Source organism: Caballeronia sp. 11_S32, from assembly GCF_056930355.1.
Window position 1 is genome coordinate 802598 of record NZ_JBXOWH010000001.1, and the last position, 17580, is coordinate 820177.

General features: G+C 62.5%; 14 protein-coding genes. 6 read left to right on the forward strand and 8 right to left on the reverse strand.

What is annotated here, in order from left to right; all coding sequences use genetic code 11:
- The first annotated feature begins 108 nt into the window (after window positions 1-108).
- The 6 genes from AC1Z32_RS03740 to AC1Z32_RS03765 all read left to right on the forward strand — a co-directional run bounded on the left by AC1Z32_RS03740 (window position 109) and on the right by AC1Z32_RS03765 (window position 6416).
- Window positions 109-1146: a LacI family DNA-binding transcriptional regulator gene (locus AC1Z32_RS03740; protein ID WP_483477352.1), complete on the forward strand. Its 1038-nt coding sequence runs from the start codon at window positions 109-111 to the stop codon at window positions 1144-1146.
- Between the two features lie 488 nt (window positions 1147-1634).
- Window positions 1635-2309, forward strand: coding sequence for a histidine phosphatase family protein (locus AC1Z32_RS03745; protein ID WP_483477353.1), 675 nt, complete (start codon window positions 1635-1637; stop codon window positions 2307-2309).
- Between the two features lie 24 nt (window positions 2310-2333).
- On the forward strand, window positions 2334-3362 hold the full coding sequence (locus tag AC1Z32_RS03750; RefSeq protein ID WP_483477354.1) for a phosphotransferase family protein: 1029 nt from the start codon (window positions 2334-2336) through the stop codon (window positions 3360-3362).
- Between the two features lie 36 nt (window positions 3363-3398).
- A complete protein-coding gene (locus tag AC1Z32_RS03755; RefSeq protein ID WP_483477355.1) occupies window positions 3399-4163 on the forward strand; it encodes an SDR family oxidoreductase in 765 nt (254 codons plus the stop codon).
- Between the two features lie 24 nt (window positions 4164-4187).
- A complete protein-coding gene (locus AC1Z32_RS03760) occupies window positions 4188-5444 on the forward strand; it encodes an acyl-CoA dehydrogenase family protein (protein ID WP_483477356.1) in 1257 nt (418 codons plus the stop codon).
- Window positions 5445-5516: 72 nt separating this feature from the next.
- A complete protein-coding gene (locus AC1Z32_RS03765; protein WP_483477357.1) occupies window positions 5517-6416 on the forward strand; it encodes a LysR family transcriptional regulator in 900 nt (299 codons plus the stop codon).
- Window positions 6417-6551: 135 nt separating this feature from the next.
- Here the strand turns inward: AC1Z32_RS03765 and AC1Z32_RS03770 are convergent, their stop codons facing one another.
- The 8 genes from AC1Z32_RS03770 to AC1Z32_RS03805 all read right to left on the reverse strand — a co-directional run bounded on the left by AC1Z32_RS03770 (window position 6552) and on the right by AC1Z32_RS03805 (window position 17569).
- Entirely contained in the window at window positions 6552-7406 is an 855-nt protein-coding gene (locus AC1Z32_RS03770) for a 3-hydroxybutyryl-CoA dehydrogenase (RefSeq protein ID WP_483477358.1), read from the reverse strand.
- Window positions 7407-7423: 17 nt separating this feature from the next.
- Window positions 7424-8620, reverse strand: a complete 1197-nt coding sequence (gene bktB / locus AC1Z32_RS03775) for a beta-ketothiolase BktB (RefSeq protein ID WP_483477359.1) — start codon at window positions 8618-8620, stop codon at window positions 7424-7426.
- Window positions 8621-8661: 41 nt separating this feature from the next.
- Entirely contained in the window at window positions 8662-10359 is a 1698-nt protein-coding gene (locus tag AC1Z32_RS03780; RefSeq protein WP_483477360.1) for an electron transfer flavoprotein-ubiquinone oxidoreductase, read from the reverse strand.
- Window positions 10360-10392: 33 nt separating this feature from the next.
- The gene (locus AC1Z32_RS03785; RefSeq protein WP_483477361.1) at window positions 10393-12195 is read right to left on the reverse strand and encodes an acyl-CoA dehydrogenase; all 1803 of its coding nucleotides are present in this window, start codon (window positions 12193-12195) and stop codon (window positions 10393-10395) included.
- Between the two features lie 160 nt (window positions 12196-12355).
- Window positions 12356-13360, reverse strand: coding sequence for an AraC family transcriptional regulator (locus tag AC1Z32_RS03790; protein ID WP_483477362.1), 1005 nt, complete (start codon window positions 13358-13360; stop codon window positions 12356-12358).
- A 470-nt stretch (window positions 13361-13830) separates the two neighbouring features.
- Complete coding sequence (locus tag AC1Z32_RS03795) at window positions 13831-15030, reverse strand: M20 aminoacylase family protein (RefSeq protein WP_483477363.1); 1200 nt, start codon at window positions 15028-15030, stop codon at window positions 13831-13833.
- Window positions 15031-15041: 11 nt separating this feature from the next.
- Window positions 15042-16274 carry a diaminopropionate ammonia-lyase gene (locus AC1Z32_RS03800; RefSeq protein ID WP_483477364.1) on the reverse strand — a complete coding sequence of 411 codons (1233 nt, stop codon included), beginning with the start codon at window positions 16272-16274 and terminating at the stop codon, window positions 15042-15044.
- A 131-nt stretch (window positions 16275-16405) separates the two neighbouring features.
- Entirely contained in the window at window positions 16406-17569 is a 1164-nt protein-coding gene (locus AC1Z32_RS03805; RefSeq protein ID WP_483477365.1) for a M24 family metallopeptidase, read from the reverse strand.
- Between the last annotated feature and the right edge of the window lie 11 nt (window positions 17570-17580).

Here is a 17580-nt window from a genome sequence, read left to right on the forward strand (position 1 = left end):
TTCAGAAAATTCGGGTTTTCCCGGGTCTTACTTATAGGATGTCCTATATCAATGAGGGCGCAATCCGCTCGACCGTACCGATAAAATGGACATCAAACCGGAGTGGAAATGGACGAGAGCTACAGGCCCGCGGCTGGCCGATCGAATCAGGCGAACGAGAGCGTGACGCTCGAGGATGTCGCGCGCCTCGCGGGCGTGACGGCGATGACCGTGTCGCGTGCGTTGAAGCGGCCCGAACTGGTGCGGGAGGAGACGAGACAACGCGTGCTGGATGCGGTGCAGGCCACCGGTTATGTCCCTAACATGCTCGCGGGCGCATTGGCGACGAACAAAAGTCACCTCGTCGCTCTGCTGCTGCCGACCATCGCGACATCGATCTTCACGGACATGGTGCAGGCGATGATGTCGACGCTCGCCGCCTCCGGCTACCAGACGCTGCTCGGCCTGACCGACTATCTTCGCGATCGCGAGGAGCAGATCGTGCAGACATTGCTCGGAAGGCGCCCGGATGCCATCGTCCTGACGGGTACCGACCACTCCGCGATCACGCGCGACCGTCTGCTCAAAACCAAGGTGCCGATCATCGAGATCTGGGATCTGACCGACGATCCCATCGACATGTTGATCGGCTTTTCGCACGAGGCCGTCGGGAGCGCTGTCGCGCGGCATCTGCTGGAGAAGGGTTATCGGCGGTTCGCGGTCTTGTCCGCCGACGATCCGCGCGGCTTGCGGCGAAGCGCAAGCATCGTCGAGGAACTGAAGCGGCACGGCGTGGAGAACGTGCCGATGGAAGTCCTGACCGCGCCCGCCACCCTGCAAACCGGGCGCGAAGGCTTTGTCCGCCTGCTGGAAAAAGGCTTGCCCGACGTGATCGCGTGCAGCACCGACACACTCGCGCAGGGCGTGCTCGCGGAAGCGGCGAAGCGCGGGATCAGCATTCCGCGAGAAGTTGCCGTGATGGGTTTCGGCGATCTCAGCACTGCCGCGCACGTCCATCCGGCGCTGTCGACCGTTCGGATCGACGGCGCGGCGATCGGCAAGCTTGCCGCTGAAGCGCTCTTGCGCAGGCTCGATGGAAAGGAGCAAGCACCCGCCGCATTGCGTATCGATACGGGCTTCACGATCGTGGACCGAGAGAGCGCCTGATCGATTCTTCGCCGTTGCGCACGGCGGCGCCGGCTCAGTCAAGCCCGCTTCCTTTTCAGGCCGAAGCCGGCCGCAGAGTCTGTAGCGGATCGTGAAGTTGCCGGAACTGTTCGCGCCGATGAAACCGGCCACCTTGCCGAATCCGGACATCGGCCGGAACGTGAACCCGGCGATGGTTGGCGACTGATACCTGACGATGCACGAGCATGGCTCCCGCGTGGTTTTGCCCCGCTCGCTGCCCACTTTCCACTTCCAAACGTGCCGAGGCCGCCTCGTTGAACGGCAATTCCTGCGGCAACTTCCTTCGCGATGGTCGCCAGGACCGCATTGATCGCTGCTCCGGCAGCGCTCTTCGCCGCACCAGACTCCTTCCATTGCCCGCGATGATCCATCACCACTGTGAATGACCATCCATTCAAAAAATAAAGTTCATCAATACCCCTGCCATCCCTAAGCTACGCGGAACGACTCGAATCGCGGAAGAAGCAATGGCAGAACTCTTTCTGGTACGGCACGGACAGGCTTCACTGGGCAGCCAAAACTACGATCTTCTCTCGGACACCGGCAGGCAACAGAGCATCTGGCTCGGTGAGCACTTCGCGCGCAACGGCATCCGGTTCGATCGGGTGATGACCGGCTCGCTGCTGCGTCACGCCCAGACGCTCGATGCGATCCGGCTCGCCACACCGGGTGCGAATGTCGAACGTGAGATACACCCCGGACTCGACGAATACGATTTTCACGCCCTCTTTCGCGCCCTGCGCGATGAAGATCCAAGCCTCGTCGAAACCGCGAAACGCAGTCCGCGTGATTTCTTCAAGGCATTGCGGGCGGTCCTGCATCTCTGGTGCGAATGCGCCCTCGATGATCGCGTGTCCGAAACGTGGCGCGGGTTTCAGCAGCGCGTGGCCGCTGCGCGGGCGGCCATTCAGCAAAGCAGCGCACGACGCGTTCTGGTGGTCACTTCCGGCGGCGTGATCGGCGCGTTCATACAGCAGATCTTGCAAGCCCCTGCTGCGATGGCCATCGAACTCAACATGCAGGTCCGCAACAGCAGCGTCACGCATTGCTTCTTCAACCGCGAAGCGATTCAGCTATCGGCCTTCAACAACGTCGCGCATCTCGACGATCCACAACGCCACGCGTTTCAAACCTACGGTTGATCCACCCGTCAAGCACCGAACGATATGACCAGCGAACGATCCAGCCAGTCTCTCGACATTGATCGGCTCACGCCTTATCTGGAACGCCATCTCCCGGGCTTTCGCGGGCCGCTGCAAGCGACGAAGTTCGCGGGCGGCCAGTCCAACCCGACGTGGCTGCTCGACGCACAGGGTAGCCGCTACGTCCTGCGCCGCCAGCCGCCCGGGACTTTGCTCAAGTCCGCTCACGCAGTCGACCGCGAATTTCGCGTGCTGAGCGCGCTCGGGCGAACGCCGGTTCCCGTGGCACGCGTCTGGCATCTGTGTGAAGACCGCGAGATCATCGGCAGCCTGTTCTATGTGATGAGCTACGAGCCAGGACGGATCTTCTGGAACCCCGCCCTGCCCGAAGTCGATCGCGACACGCGGCGCGAGTATTACTCGTCGATCATTTCGACACTTGCGGCTCTCCATGATGTCGTTCCGGAAAGCGTCGGACTCGACGACTATGGCCGGCCCGGCAACTACTTTCAGCGACAGGTCGAGCTTTGGACGAAGCAGTACCGTGCTTCCGAAACGGAGCGGATCCCGCCGATGGAGGCGCTCATCGACTGGCTGCCGAGCCATTGCCAGACCGATTCGCCGCGCCCGGCGCTCGTGCACGGCGATTTCCGCATCGACAACCTCATCTTTGCCGACGACGCACCGCGCGTGCGTGCCGTGCTCGACTGGGAACTCTCGACGCTCGGCAATCCGCTCGCGGACCTCGCGTACTTCTGCATGTGCCTGCGTCTGCCGTCGAAAGGGCACATCACCGGGCTTCGCGGTCAGGACCGCGCTGCGCTAGGCCTCCCCGAGGAGGAGGACATTCTCGCGCAGTACTGCGCGCTGCGCGGTCTTAGCGAAATCGGCAACTGGAACTTCTGTCTCGCATTCAGCTTCTTCCGCCTGGCCTCGATCGCTCAGGGCGTGAAGGCGCGCGCGTTGCAGGGCAATGCATCGAGCGCGGATGCGCACGAGGTCGGCCGCATGGTCGAACCGCTCGCCCGGCTCGCCGAGGAGCTGCTCGCGTAACGTGCCAACTTTCTCAACCCGTCAAAAGGAACGACATTGACTACGAAACTCTTCGACCTCTCGGGACGAATCGCCCTCGTGACGGGCGCGAGCCGCGGCATCGGCGAGGCCATTGCGGCACTGCTGGCCGAACAGGGCGCACATGTCATCGTGTCGAGCCGCAAAGTGGACGATTGCGAATCGGTCGCCGCGCGTATCCGCGCATCGGGCGCCAGCGCGGAAGCGTTCGCGTGCCATGTCGGCCGCATGGAAGATATCGCGCTCATGTTCAACCATATTCGCGAGAAGCACGGCCGTCTCGACATCCTCGTCAACAACGCCGCGGCCAATCCGTACTTCGGCCATATCCTCGATACGGACCTCGCCGCGTACAACAAAACCGTCGACGTGAACCTGCGCGGATACTTTTTCATGTCGGTCGAAGCCGGCAAGATGATGAAGGCGCAAGGCCGCGGCGCCATCGTCAACACGGCTTCCGTCAATGCGCTCCAGCCGGGCGATATGCAAGGTATCTACTCGATCACCAAAGCGGCCGTCGTCAACATGACGAAGGCGTTCGCGAAAGAGTGCGGTCCGTTCGGCATCCGCGTGAATGCGCTTCTCCCGGGCCTCACCAAAACGAAGTTCGCCGGTGCGCTGTTCGACGACGAGGCGATCTACGAGCGCTGGATCAACGCGATCCCGCTGCGCCGCCACGGCGAACCCGACGAAATGGCCGGCACCGTGCTCTACCTCGTATCCGATGCGGCAAGCTATACGAACGGCGAATGCATCGTCGTCGATGGCGGCCTGACGATCTAGCGAACCCCGGGAAAGGAACCCATCATGTTTTTCGCACATAGCCCGAAAGTTGAAGACCTTATGCGCCGTGTGCGCAGTTTCATGGACGAGCATATCGTGCCGCGGCAGCGTCAGTGGCACGACGAAGTGCACGCGGGGCGCTTCCCCGTCTCGTTCATGGAAGATCTCAAAGCCATGGCCAAGGCAGAGGGCCTGTGGAATCTCTTCCTGCCGCACCTGAAGGACGGCGAGCCCGGCACGCGTCTCACCAACCTCGAATATGCGCCGCTCGCGGAGATCATGGGCCGCGTCTCGTGGGCGTCCGAGGTCTTCAACTGCAATGCGCCCGATACCGGCAACATGGAGCTGCTGCACATGTTCGCCACGCCCGTCCAGCGCGAAACGTGGCTCGTGCCGCTGCTCGATGGCCGAATCCGGTCCGCGTTCGCGATGACGGAGCCAGACGTGCCCTCCTCCGACGCGACCAACATCACGACCTCCATCCGCCGCGATGGCGACGACTACGTGATCAATGGCCGCAAATGGTTCATCACGAACGCCGCGCATCCGAACTGCAAGCTGTTCATCGTGATGGGCAAGACCGATCCGGATGCCGAAAGCCATCGTCAGCAGAGCATGATTCTCGTGCCGGCGGGCACGCCCGGCGTGACGGTCGTTCGCAATATCCCGGTCATGAACCACATCTCGCCGGAAGGACATTGCGAGATCACGTTCACGAACGTGCGCGTGCCCGCGTCGAATCTGCTCGGCGAAGAAGGCAGCGGATTCGCGCTTGCGCAGGCGCGGCTCGGACCGGGACGCATTCACCACTGCATGCGCTCGATCGGCGCGGCCGAGCTCGCGCTCGAACTGATGATCGAGCGCGCGCAGGAGCGCAAGACGTTCGGCAAGTATCTGCATCAGCACGGCACGATCGGCGAATGGATCGCGAGATCGCGCATCGAGATCGACCAGGCGCGCCTGCTCGTGCTCAAGACGGCGTGGCTGCTCGACGAGGTCGGCGCGAAAGCGGCGCGCAAGGAAATCTCGATGATCAAGGCGCTGATTCCGCAGGTGCATACGGCGGTGTGCGATCGCGCGATGCAGGTATTCGGCGCGATGGGCGTAAGCCCCGACACGCCGCTCGCCGATCACTGGACTTGGGGACGCGCATTGCGTTACGCCGATGGTCCGGACGAGGTTCATCTCCAGGCGATCGCGAAAATGGAACTGGCGCAAGGCAAGGAGCGGCCCGGCGCAATGGCGGCCTATCTGAACGTGCCGCCGCGTGACTGTGCCTGACTGAAGCGAAGCAGACGTACGCATCCTCACAGCGCCTCCCGTTTATGATGACGGGCAAACGGAGACTGTGAGATGCGTTCACCGAAGCTGGATCTGAACCTGTTCGTCGTGCTGGAGTCGATCTACGAGAAGCGCAATCTGACCCGCGCGGCCGAGGCGCTCTTCATCACTCAGCCCGCGGTCAGCAATGCGCTCGCACGCATGCGCAAGGCGTTCGATGATCCCCTGTTCGTCAGCACATCGTCCGGAATGGTGCCTACGCCGTTCACGGAGAACATCATCGGGCGGGTACGTGAAGGACTGCAATTGCTGGAGGCAAGCGCGACCGAAGGCGACGTGTTCGTCCCGGCCACGTCGGAGCGCACCTTTCGTCTCAGCATGCCGGATCTGACTGAGACCATTCTCCTGCCGGCGCTCGGGGAGCTATTGCAACAGCAGGCGCCGGGTATGCGCGTCGAGTCGTATTTCACGCCGCGCAGCGAGGTCAGCACCGCGCTCGCCACTGGCAAGATCGACTTTGCTATCGACGTGCCGCTCATCGACGATCCGCAGTTGCATCAGACGCGCCTCGGCCGCGACCGGTACGCCTGCATGCTGCGCCACGATCATCCGTTCACCGGCGAGACACTCACGATGGACGACTACCTCGCGCTTGGCCATATTCAGGTGTCGAGCCGGCGTCAGGGCAGCGGGATCGTCGACGCCGAACTTAAGCGGCTAGGCAAGCAGAGGCGCATACAAATGCGCGTGCAGCACTACATGGTCGCGCCGCTCGTCGCCTTGCGCACCGATCTCGCGCTGACCGCGCCCACACAGCTACTGAAGCGCCACGACGCGCGCATGGTCGATCTGCCGTTTCCGCTCTCCGAACTCGAATGGCACTTGTACTGGCATCGCAGCAGCGAGCAGGACCAGGCGAGCTTGTGGCTTCGGGGAAAGATGATCGAACTGATGAGCGACAAGATCATTTGATGCGTTGCGCAGCGGCGTCCTCGCTCAAGGCCCGGCCTTCCAGGCGAGCGAGCCGGACAAGATAAAAGCAAGGAACCTGGCCAGCATCGCGTCGCACCGCTCGTCAGGCGCGTTGCACGAATCAGTGGCGCGCCATTACCTGGAATACTCGAACACTCCGCGCCCCGTCTTGCGACCGAGCCGTCCGGCCGCGACGAGTTCGCGCAACAACTGACACGCGCGGTATTTCGGGTCGCCGAAATCCTTCAGGAATACATCCATCACGGACAGGCAGACGTCCAACCCGATCAGATCGGCGAGCGCGAGCGGTCCGATCGGATGGTTCGCGCCGAGCTTCATGCCTTCGTCGATTTCCGCCGCGCTCGCCACGCCTTCATGCAGCACGAAAAACGCTTCGTTGATCATCGGCACCAGAATGCGATTGACGACGAAACCCGGCGAATTGCGCACGCCAATGGGCGATTTGTCGAAGCGCTCGGTCAGCGCGCGCACGGCTGCCGCCGTTTCATCGCTGGTTTGCAGGCCGCGAATGATCTCGACGAGCGGCATCATCGGCACCGGATTGAAGAAGTGCATGCCGAGAAAGCGCGACGGTTCGGCGAGCTGCGCCGCGAGCGCGGTGATCGAGATCGACGACGTGTTCGTCGCGATGATCGCATCCGGCCGCGCGGCCGCCTCGATCTGCTTCAGAATGCGTCCTTTCAGCTCGACGTTCTCGGTCGCCGCTTCAATGACGATATCGGCCGAAGCCAGCCGCGCATAATCGGTCGATGTCTCGATGCGCCCGAGCGCCGCCTCTTGCGTCGCCGCGTCGAGCTTGCCCTTGGACACGAGCCGCTCCAGGCTCGACTTGAGCGCCGCGCGCCCCTTGCCGAGCGCGGTGTCGGTGACGTCGATCATCACGACGCGCAGCCCTGCGACGGCGGCGGTCTGCGCGATGCCGCTGCCCATCGTGCCCGCGCCGATTACACCAATCGATTCGATGTTCATGCCTGTTCCTCCGTGGATCACTGAAGGTTCTCGAAAATCGCCGCGATTCCCTGACCGCCGCCGATGCACATCGTGACGAGCGCATACCGGCCGCCGATACGCTTCAGTTCGTAAAGCGCCTTGACGGTGATCAGCGCGCCGGTCGCGCCGACCGGATGGCCGAGCGAGATGCCCGAACCGTTCGGATTGACCTTGGCCGGATCCAGCCCCAGCTCGTTCGTCACCGCGCACGCCTGCGCGGCGAATGCTTCGTTGGCCTCGACCACATCGAGCTGAGCGCCGTCGAGACCGGCGCGCTCCAGCGCCTTGCGCGTCGCCGGGACCGGGCCGATGCCCATGTAGGCCGGATCGACGCCCGCATGCGCATAGGACACGAGCCGTGCGAGCGGCTTCGCGCCGCGTCGCTCGGCCGCACCGCGCTCCATCAGCAGCACCGCCGCCGCCGCGTCGTTGATGCCCGATGCATTGCCGGCCGTCACCGTGCCGTTCTCCTTGACGAACACCGGCTTCAGGGTGTCGAAGTCGCTGGCGCTCGCGTCGTGACGCACGTGCTCGTCGGTGTCGAACACGGCTTCACCTTTCTTCGCGCGCACGGTGATCGGCAGGATCTGGTCACGAAAGCGCCCTTCCGCAATCGCGCGCGCCGCACGCCGATGCGATTCGAGCGCGAGCGCGTCCTGCGCCTCGCGGGAGATGCCGTACTTGCGCGCGACGTTCTCCGCAGTCACGCCCATATGAATCGCCTGGAACGGGTCATGCAACGCGCCGAGCATCATGTCGACGAGCCTTCCGTCGCCCATGCGCTGCCCGAATCGCGCGCCCGGCAACGCGTACAGCGCGCGGCTCATGGACTCGGCGCCGCCGCCGATCGCGATGTCCGCGTCACCCAGCATGATCGTCTGCGCGGCGGAGATGACAGCCTGCAGGCCCGATCCGCACAGACGGTTCACGGTCAGCGCCGGCACGTGCTGCGCGACTCCACCGTTGATCGCCGCGACGCGCGCGAGATACATGTCCTTCGGCTCCGTATGTACGACATTGCCGAACACCACGTGACCGACTTCATCGCCCGAGACGTTCGCACGCTCCAGCGTTTCGCGCACGATCCTCGCGCCCAGTTCGGTCGGAGAGAAATCCTTGAGGCTGCCGCCGAAGTCGCCGATTGCAGTCCGCACCCCGCTCACCACCACTACTTCACGCATTGCTTCGCTCATCGAGTCGCTCCTGTTCGTTCGCGCCTGTGCGCATTCGCCGATTACATGTTCGGATAGTTGGGTCCGCCGCCACCTTCCGGCGTCACCCAGACGATGTTCTGCGTCGGATCCTTGATGTCGCATGTCTTGCAGTGCACGCAGTTCTGCGCGTTGATCTGCAGGCGGTCTTCCTGTGCATCGTCCTTGACGAACTCGTACACGCCCGCCGGACAGAAACGCGCTTCCGGCCCCGCATAGGTGCGCAGATTGACGGCGACCGGTACGTCCGCATCCCTGAGCGTCAGATGCGCGGGCTGGTCCTCCGCGTGATTGGTGTTCGAAATGAACACGGACGACAGCCGGTCGAAGCTCAGCTTGCCGTCGGGCTTCGGATAGTCGATCGGCCGGCACTGCGCGGCGGGCTTGAGCGTCTCGTGATCCGCCTGCCGATGATGCAGCGTCCACGGCACCTTTCCGCCCAGCACCTTCTGCTCGATGCCGACCATCAGCGTGCCGAGGTAGAGGCCCTTGCCCATCCATTGCTTGAAGTTGCGCGCCCTGTGCAGTTCTTCGTGCAGCCAGGAGCGTCTGAACGATTCCGGATAAGCCGCGAGTTCATCGGACCGACGCCCGGCCCGCACTGCGTCGAATGCGGCGTCGGCAGCGAGCATGCCGGTCTTGAGCGCCGCATGCGAGCCCTTGATGCGCGACGCGTTGAGAAAGCCCGCATCGTCGCCCACGAGCGCGCCGCCCGGAAACACGAGCTTCGGCAAGGACATCAGACCGCCTGCCGCAATCGCACGCGCGCCGTATGACACGCGCTTGCCGCCTTCGAGGTACGTGCGGATCGCCGGATGCGTCTTGTAGCGCTGAAATTCCTCGAACGGCGAGAGATACGGGTTCGAATATCCGAGGCCCACGACGAAACCGACCATCACCTGGTTGTTGTCGAGGTGATAGAGGAACGAGCCGCCGTAAGTGTCTCTGTCGAGCGGCCAGCCCGCCGTGTGAATCACGAGACCGGGCTGGTGCTTTGCGGGATCGATCTCCCAGAGCTCCTTGATGCCGAGGCCGTACACCTGCGGATCGACGCCGTCGCTCAGGCCGAAGCGGTCCGACAGTTGCCGCCCGAGGTGCCCGCGCGCGCCTTCGCAGAAGAGCGTGTACTTCGCGTGAAGCTCCATGCCGAGCTGGAAGGCATCGGTGGGCTGGCGGTCGCGGCCCACACCCATGTTGCCCGTCGCCACACCCTTGACCGAGCCGTCATCGTGGTAGAGCACTTCGGCCGCGGCAAAGCCCGCGAAGATCTCGACGCCAAGCGCTTCCGCCTGCTGGCCCAGCCAGCGCGTCAGGTTCGCGAGGCTGATGACGTAGTTGCCGTGGTTCTTGAAGTTGTCCGGCAGCGCCCAGTTCGGCACGGTCCGCGCGCCCGATTCCGACAGGAACAGAAAGCGGTCCTCGGTCACGGCGACATCGAGCGGCGCGCCTGTTTCTTTCCAGCCGGGAACGAGTTCATCGAGCGCACGCGGGTCCATGACGGCGCCCGACAGGATATGCGCGCCGATCTCCGAGCCTTTCTCCAGCACGCAGACGCCAAGCTCGACGCCCTGCTCCGCCGCGCGCTGCTTCAGGCGAATCGCGGCAGCCAGTCCGGCGGGGCCGCCGCCGACGATCACCACGTCATATTCCATCGATTCACGCGGACCGTATTGCCCGATCCAGCTTTCAGGCGCGAGTGTGCTTGCCGTTTCCGACGTCATGCTGCCTCCATTGATCACGAATGCGCGTGCGCGTCAGAATTGCGCGTCGCTCAAGGCGAACAGCGGATCGTCGCCGCGCGCGGAAACAATGGCTGTTTCGAGCCCGCGCGCCTGCGTCAGCACGTATTCGGAGAAGCAGTGCGCGGTCGCGATCTTCGCCCCGTAGAACTGCGGATCATCGGCCCGCTTGCTCTGCGCGGCCAGCAGCGCGCGCGCCATCTGCCAGCCCGACAGGACGATGCCCGCGAGCTTCAGATACAGCACGCTGCCGCCAAACACCGCGCGCGGGTCGCGCTTGCCAGATTCGAGCACATACGCGATGACGTTCGCGAGCGCGTCGCGGCCTTCGGCCAGACGTCCGTGCATCGCTTCGAATACGCGCGCGGCATCGCCTGCGTCGGCCGACTGCAACGCGGCGAGCGTCTCGTCGATCTGCGCAAGGAGCGCACGCGCTGCCGCGCCGCCGTCGCGAAGCGTCTTGCGGCCGATGAGATCGTTGGCCTGGATCGCCGTCGTGCCTTCATAGATTGACAGGATGCGTGCATCGCGATAGAACTGCGCCGCCCCCGTCTCCTCGATGAACCCCATCCCGCCGTGCACCTGCACGCCGAGACTCGTGACGTCGATCGCCATCTCGGTGCTCCAGCCCTTCACGATGGGCACGAGGAATTCGTTGATCGCCAGGTGCCGGGCGCGAGTTTCGCCATCGCCGTGATGATGGGCGATATCGGCGTGCGCGGCGGCGACATAGGCCAGCGCACGCGCGCCTTCGGTCATGGCCCGCATCGTGCCGAGCATGCGCCGCACGTCCGGATGCCGGATGATCGCGACGGCTTGCGCGCCCGAACCATCGACGGGACGGCTCTGGATGCGTTCCTGCGCATACGCGGCGGCCTTCTGATAAGCCGCATCGGACAACGCGATGCCCTGCAGACCGACGCCGAAGCGCGCCGCATTCATCATGATGAACATGTACTCGAGGCCGCGGTTCTCATCGCCCACGAGGTAACCGGTCGCGCCGCCGTTGTCGCCATACTGGAGCACGGCGGTCGGGCTCGCCTTGATGCCGAGCTTGTGTTCGATCGAAACGCAGTGCACGTCGTTGCGCGCGCCGAGGCTGCCGTCTTCGTTCACCAGAAACTTGGGCACGACAAAGAGCGAAATGCCCTTCACGCCTTCCGGCGCATCCGGCGTGCGGGCCAGCACGAGATGGACGATGTTCTCGGCCATGTCGTGCTCGCCCCAGGTGATGAAGATCTTGGTGCCGAACACCTTGTACGATCCGTCACCTTGCCGTTCGGCGCGCGAGCGCACCAGCGACAGATCGGAGCCCGCCTGCGGCTCGGTCAGGTTCATCGTGCCGGTCCAGGCCCCTTCGATCAGCTTCGGCAGATAGCGCGCCTTCAACTCATCCGAGCCCGCGATCAGCAACGCCTCGATGGCCCCTTCGGTCAGCAGCGGGCAAAGCGCGAATGAAAGATTGGAGGCGTTCAGCATCTCGATGCACGGCGACGCGATCAGCTTCGCCAGCCCTTGTCCGCCGAACTCCGCCGGATGGCTGATGCCTTGCCAGCCGCCTGCCGTGAACTGACGGTATGCATCGGCGAAGCCGGGCGTCGCCGTGACAGCGCCGTCACGCCATTCGCTCGGACGCTGATCGCCCGGCGCATTCAGCGGCGCAATGACTTCGGCGGCCAGCTTCGCGCCTTCGTCGAGGATGGCATGCGCGGTGTCCGCATTCGAATCAGCAAGACCGGGAAGCTGGCTTATGCTTGCAATATCTGCCAGTTCTTCCATGACAAACGTCATTTCCTTGACGGGCGGCGTGTAGCTCATCGACGACTCCTGGTGCTCAGCGTTCCAAGCAGGTTCACGCTGCGGCGGCAAATGTTGATATGTTGCGGTGCATGGTATCAACGCCGCCAGATTCCTTCGATACCGGAATCTGCCCTTTCACTGACAAAACCTGCCAAAAGAATCGCGCTGTCGTTGCGGATCAGCCGTCCGTTCTATGTCTGTATGCCGCGGGCGTGCTGCCGGTCCAGTGGCGAAACGCGCGATGAAACGCGGTTGGGTTGTCGAACCCGACGTCGTAGGCGATCGCCGCGATGGCGTCGCCGGACCGGGTGAGGCGCTGGATCGCAATGTCCCGGCGCACTTCGTCCTTGATCGCCTGGAAGGTCGTTCCCTCGGCTTCGAGGCGCCTGCACAGGGTTCGCACCGAGTAATTCAACTGCTGCGCGACGGCATCGACGGTCGGTGTCGCCGGCAGGCCGCCGGCGATGCATTGCCGCACTCTGTGACACACCATCTCTTCGGTGAAGGACACGAAAATCCAATCCTCCGGCGCGCGCTGAAGGAAGGCGTTGAGATCCGACTTGCGCTGCCGGATGGGACGGTCGAGATAGGCCGCATCGAAGGCGATGAGCGTGCGATCACGCCCGAAACGCACCGGGCCCGGGAAGAGGTATAGGAGATCACCGGACTGCGCGGGACGCAAAAACTGGAACGCCGCTTCGACCAGTGGAATCTTCTCGCGTATGAGCCACGAAGCCACGCCGTGCACGAGCTTCAGCATCAGTTCCTGGGCGAGCGCGCTTGCCTGCGGCCCATGCGGGTTCGCGACGAACTCCGCGGTCGCGCAAGGTCCTTCGCGGCGCGACACGAGCTGGAATTCGTCCAGGACCAGATGAAAGAACTGTCCGAAGCGGTGTAACGCGACCTCGAGCCGTGGCGCGTCGAGAAGGCTCAGACAGAGGAACTTGAGCGTGCCGTTGCGCAGCGGACGCGCGAAGATGCCCGGCATTTCGTCATCGAGCTCCATCGCGAGTAGCCGGTAGAGCGTTGAAAACTGCTCCTGCGTGACGCGTGCGGCCGGCATGCCAAGCAATTCATGCGGAATGCCGGAATGCTCCGCCAACCGAATGACCGCGGCGCGGTCGGCGCCCGAAAGGAAACCATTTACGACGGAAATGGGTACGGTGGAGGAGAGAGGCCTCATATCAAGATCCCTGCGGGATGCAAAACTCGCGACCGATTTTGTCACATCGGCCCCTTGATTCACATCGTCGCGAGAAGACTAACTCACGCCTCGAACCAAGCACGGGTGCGAGATGTGATTCGCGGCCCCTGACTCGCCGGGCAAAGAAGGTCGGGGAATTCCGGTCTCCTCGCTGTCTGTCCTCTTTGGCATGGTTTTCATTTATTAGTATTCTGACCTACAAACAGAAGCTACCCCAGCGGATACGGATCCTGGGAATCATCCATGCACGTTGAGATCGCCGCTCCTAAGGGGCACCCAGGGATCATCGCGCCGTATGTGTCCGCCGCCTGAACTGTGAGTGATCAGTTGATCACCCGTGTTGGGTGACCTTCGCACCGGTGGAAGCGTCGGGCGCAGCGTCACGCAGCCTTGCAGTACCAGCCCTTGGCATGACAAGACTTAACGCAGCGGCCGTAAGCGGCGGCCCGTCACCGACTGAGGGCAAGGACAGCCCTTGCGACTTCTGCGAAATACTGTGCGCCCGTCTCAAGGATATCGTCATTGAAATCATAGCCGGCGTTATGCAACGGCACGCCACCTCGCTCGTTTGATTCCCCGTTACCGATGAAAATGAAATTGCCCGGTACCGCCTGAAGGAACGCCCCAAAATCCTCCGAAATCATCATCGCCTGCACGTTCGCATCGACGTTCGCGGCACCTGCCACTTTGGTCGCAGCGGCAACTGCGGTGGACACGTACTCCGGGCTGTTGACGGTGGGTGCGAACTCGTATGTGTAACTGAAGTCGCATTCAACGCCGTGCAGTCGGCATGTTCCTTCGCTTATTTCACGCATCCGCGTTTCGAGAAGCTGTTGAACCTCTGGAAGATAGCTTCGCGTGTCCCCCCGAATCGTCACGGTTGAGGGTATGACGTTGCGCAGTCCATCGGTTACGAACTCCGTGCATGAGACAACGGCCGAGAGACTTGGATCGAGGTTGCGCGAGACAACTGTCTGCAAGCCCAGGACGATTTGCGATGCAATGACGATCGGATCGACGCCCATGTGAGGCCGGGCCGCGTGCGTTCCTCGTCCTCGAATCGTGATGACGAAATTGTCCTCGCTCGCCATGATGCCGCCTGGACGCGTCGCGAACGTGCCCGCTTTCATCCCCGGCATGTTGTGCGCGCCGAAGATCGCATCTACAGGGAAGCGTTCGAAAAGGCCATCTGCCATCATCGCTTTCGCGCCCCGGCCGTGCTCCTCGCCGGGCTGAAAAATGAACCGAACGGTGCCGTTGAAGTCGCGCGACTCTGCGAGCAGACGAGCCGCGCCCAGGATCATCGCCATGTGGCCGTCGTGACCGCACGCGTGCATCTTTCCCAAAGTGCAGGACGCGTACGCCCGCTCTGGTGCATTCTCGGTGATTGCCAAGGCATCCATGTCAGCTCGCAGGCCGACCACGCCCGGACCATCGCCTACCTTCAGGTTAGCGACAAGCCCCGTTCCGCCAATATTGCGGTGAACGTCCAAGCCTAACGCACCGAGTATCTTCGCGACAAAATCGGAAGTCTGCACCTCTTCGAAGCCTGTTTCAGGGTTGCGGTGCAAATGATGCCGCCAGCCTGCGAGGCATTGCTGCAGCGGGCGGTCTTGTGTTACTTGCAAAACATCGAAGGACGGGGTCATGATCGCTCACCTCACACTGCAATGCCTTGTTTCCACTCTTGCTGACGCACCAACACGGAGGCCGCGGTTTCACCAACCAGTTCGCGGTACGTGTCGGGCGCCGTTGCACCCTCGGTGCTGATGACCAACACCCGCGAGTCCGAGTTCAGGCCAACAGCACGGAAGTGCTCTTGGTTTTGGGCGAGCACAGCAAGCCCCGCGAATCCTGCTGCGCCGGACTCACCGACGACGAGGGGAGCATCGCGATCAGAGCCAGACGACAACGAACGCATGGCGCCTATCGCGTCTTCATCTGTGATCGTCATGAAGTAGTCAATGCATGGCTGCAGGAACTTCCAGGCAAGCGGCGAGGTTTCACCACACGCCAGCCCCGCCATCACCGAATCGACCGAACCCGTGGCAGTCGATGCACGGCCCTGCAAGGCGCTCTGATAGAGGCAGTCAGCCTGCTCCGGCTCGACTACAACGAAGGTCGGGCGCTGATCGCCGTAATGTTCCCAGAGGTATGTAGCGATGCCTGCTGCCAGCCCGCCCACGCCACCTTGAAGAAATACGTGCGTGAACGGAGCTTTCGATTGCGTGTTTTCGAGCTGCTCGATCACTTCGGCGGATATCACGCCATAGCCTTGCATCACATCGCGAGGGATAGCTTCATATCCCTCATACGACGTATCCGAAACAACGTGCCATTGATTGGTGCTGGCGAGTTGCGCGGCATGCGCCACGGATTCGTCGTAGTTTCCAGTAATGCGGATGATCTCCGCACCGTACGATGCGATCGATTTCTCTCGCTCCACACTGACGTTGGCGTGGAGAACGATCACACAGCGGCAGCCGATAGCCTCCGCCGCGGCCGCCAGTGACTTGCCGTGGTTTCCGTCCGTCGCGCTGATGACCGTCAGATCCGCGAGCAGATCCGCATACTTGCCCTGAATCATCTGCTTCGGGTCCAACGCGATTTCGGACGCGTAAAGACGAGTGATGAGGCGCATGAGAGCAACAGGAGCGCCAAGCGCCTTAAAGCTGCCAAGCGGCGATCGTGTGGATTCGTCTTTCAGGCGCAGTTTCGCTATGCCAAGAGAGGCTGCAGCGTCAGGTAGCTCCCAAAGCGGCGTGGCGGCGCGACTGATCAGATCCCAATGCGAAAGCCAGACACCGCTCTCCTGCGCAGACTTGACGTTCATCGTTTTGCGCAAGTCCTCGGGATACTTGCTGCGAGAGGATTGAGAGTTCCGGATCAGCATGGCGTTCTAGCTCCTAGTGTTTCCCCCGCGTATACGCGGCGGCATTTCCGTTTGGCGCGTTCCGCAAAATAATCTTGCAGATGCGCCCATATTAGTTTCTCTATTAACTGGCTGATTTCGAGCTTCACATATCAGTCGATCCGCCACATTTCGCGGGGTGCTCGAATGGTGAGCAGGTCAGCGGATCCGTCTTCGGTTATTGCGATGTTCTCTTCATGAACAATCAACTTGCCGGGCGCGTATTCCATGCCGGGTTCGATCGTGATGACCATCCCCGGCTTCAGGACTGCCTCGTCCGCTTCGCAATGGGAAGGGGGTTCGGTTAGCTGAAGTCCGAGGCCATGACCTAGACGGCCGGCGTTGTTCCCCCGCATTCCTGCCTCTTGCAATACGCCCATCATGGTTTTCCACAGATCACTGACCTTGAGGCCAGGTCGCGCCGCCGCAATGCCGGCCTCGGTTGCTCGCCATACCGCATCGTGGGCGCTCAGTGCCGCGTCTGAAACCCGGCCGACTGCGTAGTTACGATCGAAGTCACAGAAGTAACCATCGACCGTCGCGCCCACGTCCATGATGAGAATGTCACCATCACGAATCTCTCTACTGGACCCTCGAGCAATAATCTGATCGTAACCGCCTTCACCCGATGCACACGCCACGTACGGGACGGTATGCGCGCCGCCTCGCAAGACATCGATCGTCAAGTTTCGGCAGACTCCCGCCTCGGTCATCCCTTTCTTTGCGTAGCCCGGCACGACTTCGAAGGCGCGACTGACTATCCCCGCAGCGGCGCGGATCTTCTCGATCTCCGCTTGCGACTTGATATTGCGAACGTCCCAAATGCAGGGTGAACCATCGACGACTTCGACACCGGAAAGCGAATCGCGTACGCGCAGGAAATCGAGCACTGGCATACGCAGGGCAGATTCCCGCCCCAGTTCGAAACCGATCCTCGCGAAGCGCCGCGGTACCGATCGGAGCACGGACGCCAGCAGCGTTACGCCTTCGTCCTCAGGTCGAGGCGACGGCCATGACTGGATGCTTCCGACAAAGCATCGGCGCACCGCAACTTCCGCGATAGCAGGAACGACTGCCAAGGAAGCTCCAGACGCCGGGATTACCAGAAACCACGGCCGAGCAGGACTCTCCCAGAACTGGCTATCGAGGCCGGTGAAATAACGGAAATTGGAGGGTGCGGTGAGCACCAGAGCATCGAGTTCGCTCGTCCGCATACTAGCCTGCACGCGCTGGATGCGATCTTCGAACTCGCTGATTGAGAAAGGTAGATTATTCATGGCGTCAACTC

Bases quoted from the DNA above. Each gene is read 5' to 3' on its own strand.
- AC1Z32_RS03785 (WP_483477361.1), bottom strand. From the start codon at position 12,195: ATGAGCTACACGCCGCCCGTCAAGGAAATGACGTTTGTCATGGAAGAA.
- AC1Z32_RS03745 (WP_483477353.1), top strand. From the start codon at position 1,635: ATGGCAGAACTCTTTCTGGTACGGCACGGACAGGCTTCACTGGGCAGC.
- AC1Z32_RS03800 (WP_483477364.1), bottom strand. From the start codon at position 16,274: ATGCTGATCCGGAACTCTCAATCCTCTCGCAGCAAGTATCCCGAGGAC.
- AC1Z32_RS03770 (WP_483477358.1), bottom strand. From the start codon at position 7,406: ATGAACATCGAATCGATTGGTGTAATCGGCGCGGGCACGATGGGCAGC.
- AC1Z32_RS03790 (WP_483477362.1), bottom strand. From the start codon at position 13,360: ATGAGGCCTCTCTCCTCCACCGTACCCATTTCCGTCGTAAATGGTTTC.
- AC1Z32_RS03765 (WP_483477357.1), top strand. From the start codon at position 5,517: ATGCGTTCACCGAAGCTGGATCTGAACCTGTTCGTCGTGCTGGAGTCG.
- AC1Z32_RS03750 (WP_483477354.1), top strand. From the start codon at position 2,334: ATGACCAGCGAACGATCCAGCCAGTCTCTCGACATTGATCGGCTCACG.
- AC1Z32_RS03760 (WP_483477356.1), top strand. From the start codon at position 4,188: ATGTTTTTCGCACATAGCCCGAAAGTTGAAGACCTTATGCGCCGTGTG.
- AC1Z32_RS03795 (WP_483477363.1), bottom strand. From the start codon at position 15,030: ATGACCCCGTCCTTCGATGTTTTGCAAGTAACACAAGACCGCCCGCTG.
- AC1Z32_RS03780 (WP_483477360.1), bottom strand. From the start codon at position 10,359: ATGACGTCGGAAACGGCAAGCACACTCGCGCCTGAAAGCTGGATCGGG.
- AC1Z32_RS03805 (WP_483477365.1), bottom strand. From the start codon at position 17,569: ATGAATAATCTACCTTTCTCAATCAGCGAGTTCGAAGATCGCATCCAG.
- AC1Z32_RS03740 (WP_483477352.1), top strand. From the start codon at position 109: ATGGACGAGAGCTACAGGCCCGCGGCTGGCCGATCGAATCAGGCGAAC.
- bktB (WP_483477359.1), bottom strand. From the start codon at position 8,620: ATGAGCGAAGCAATGCGTGAAGTAGTGGTGGTGAGCGGGGTGCGGACT.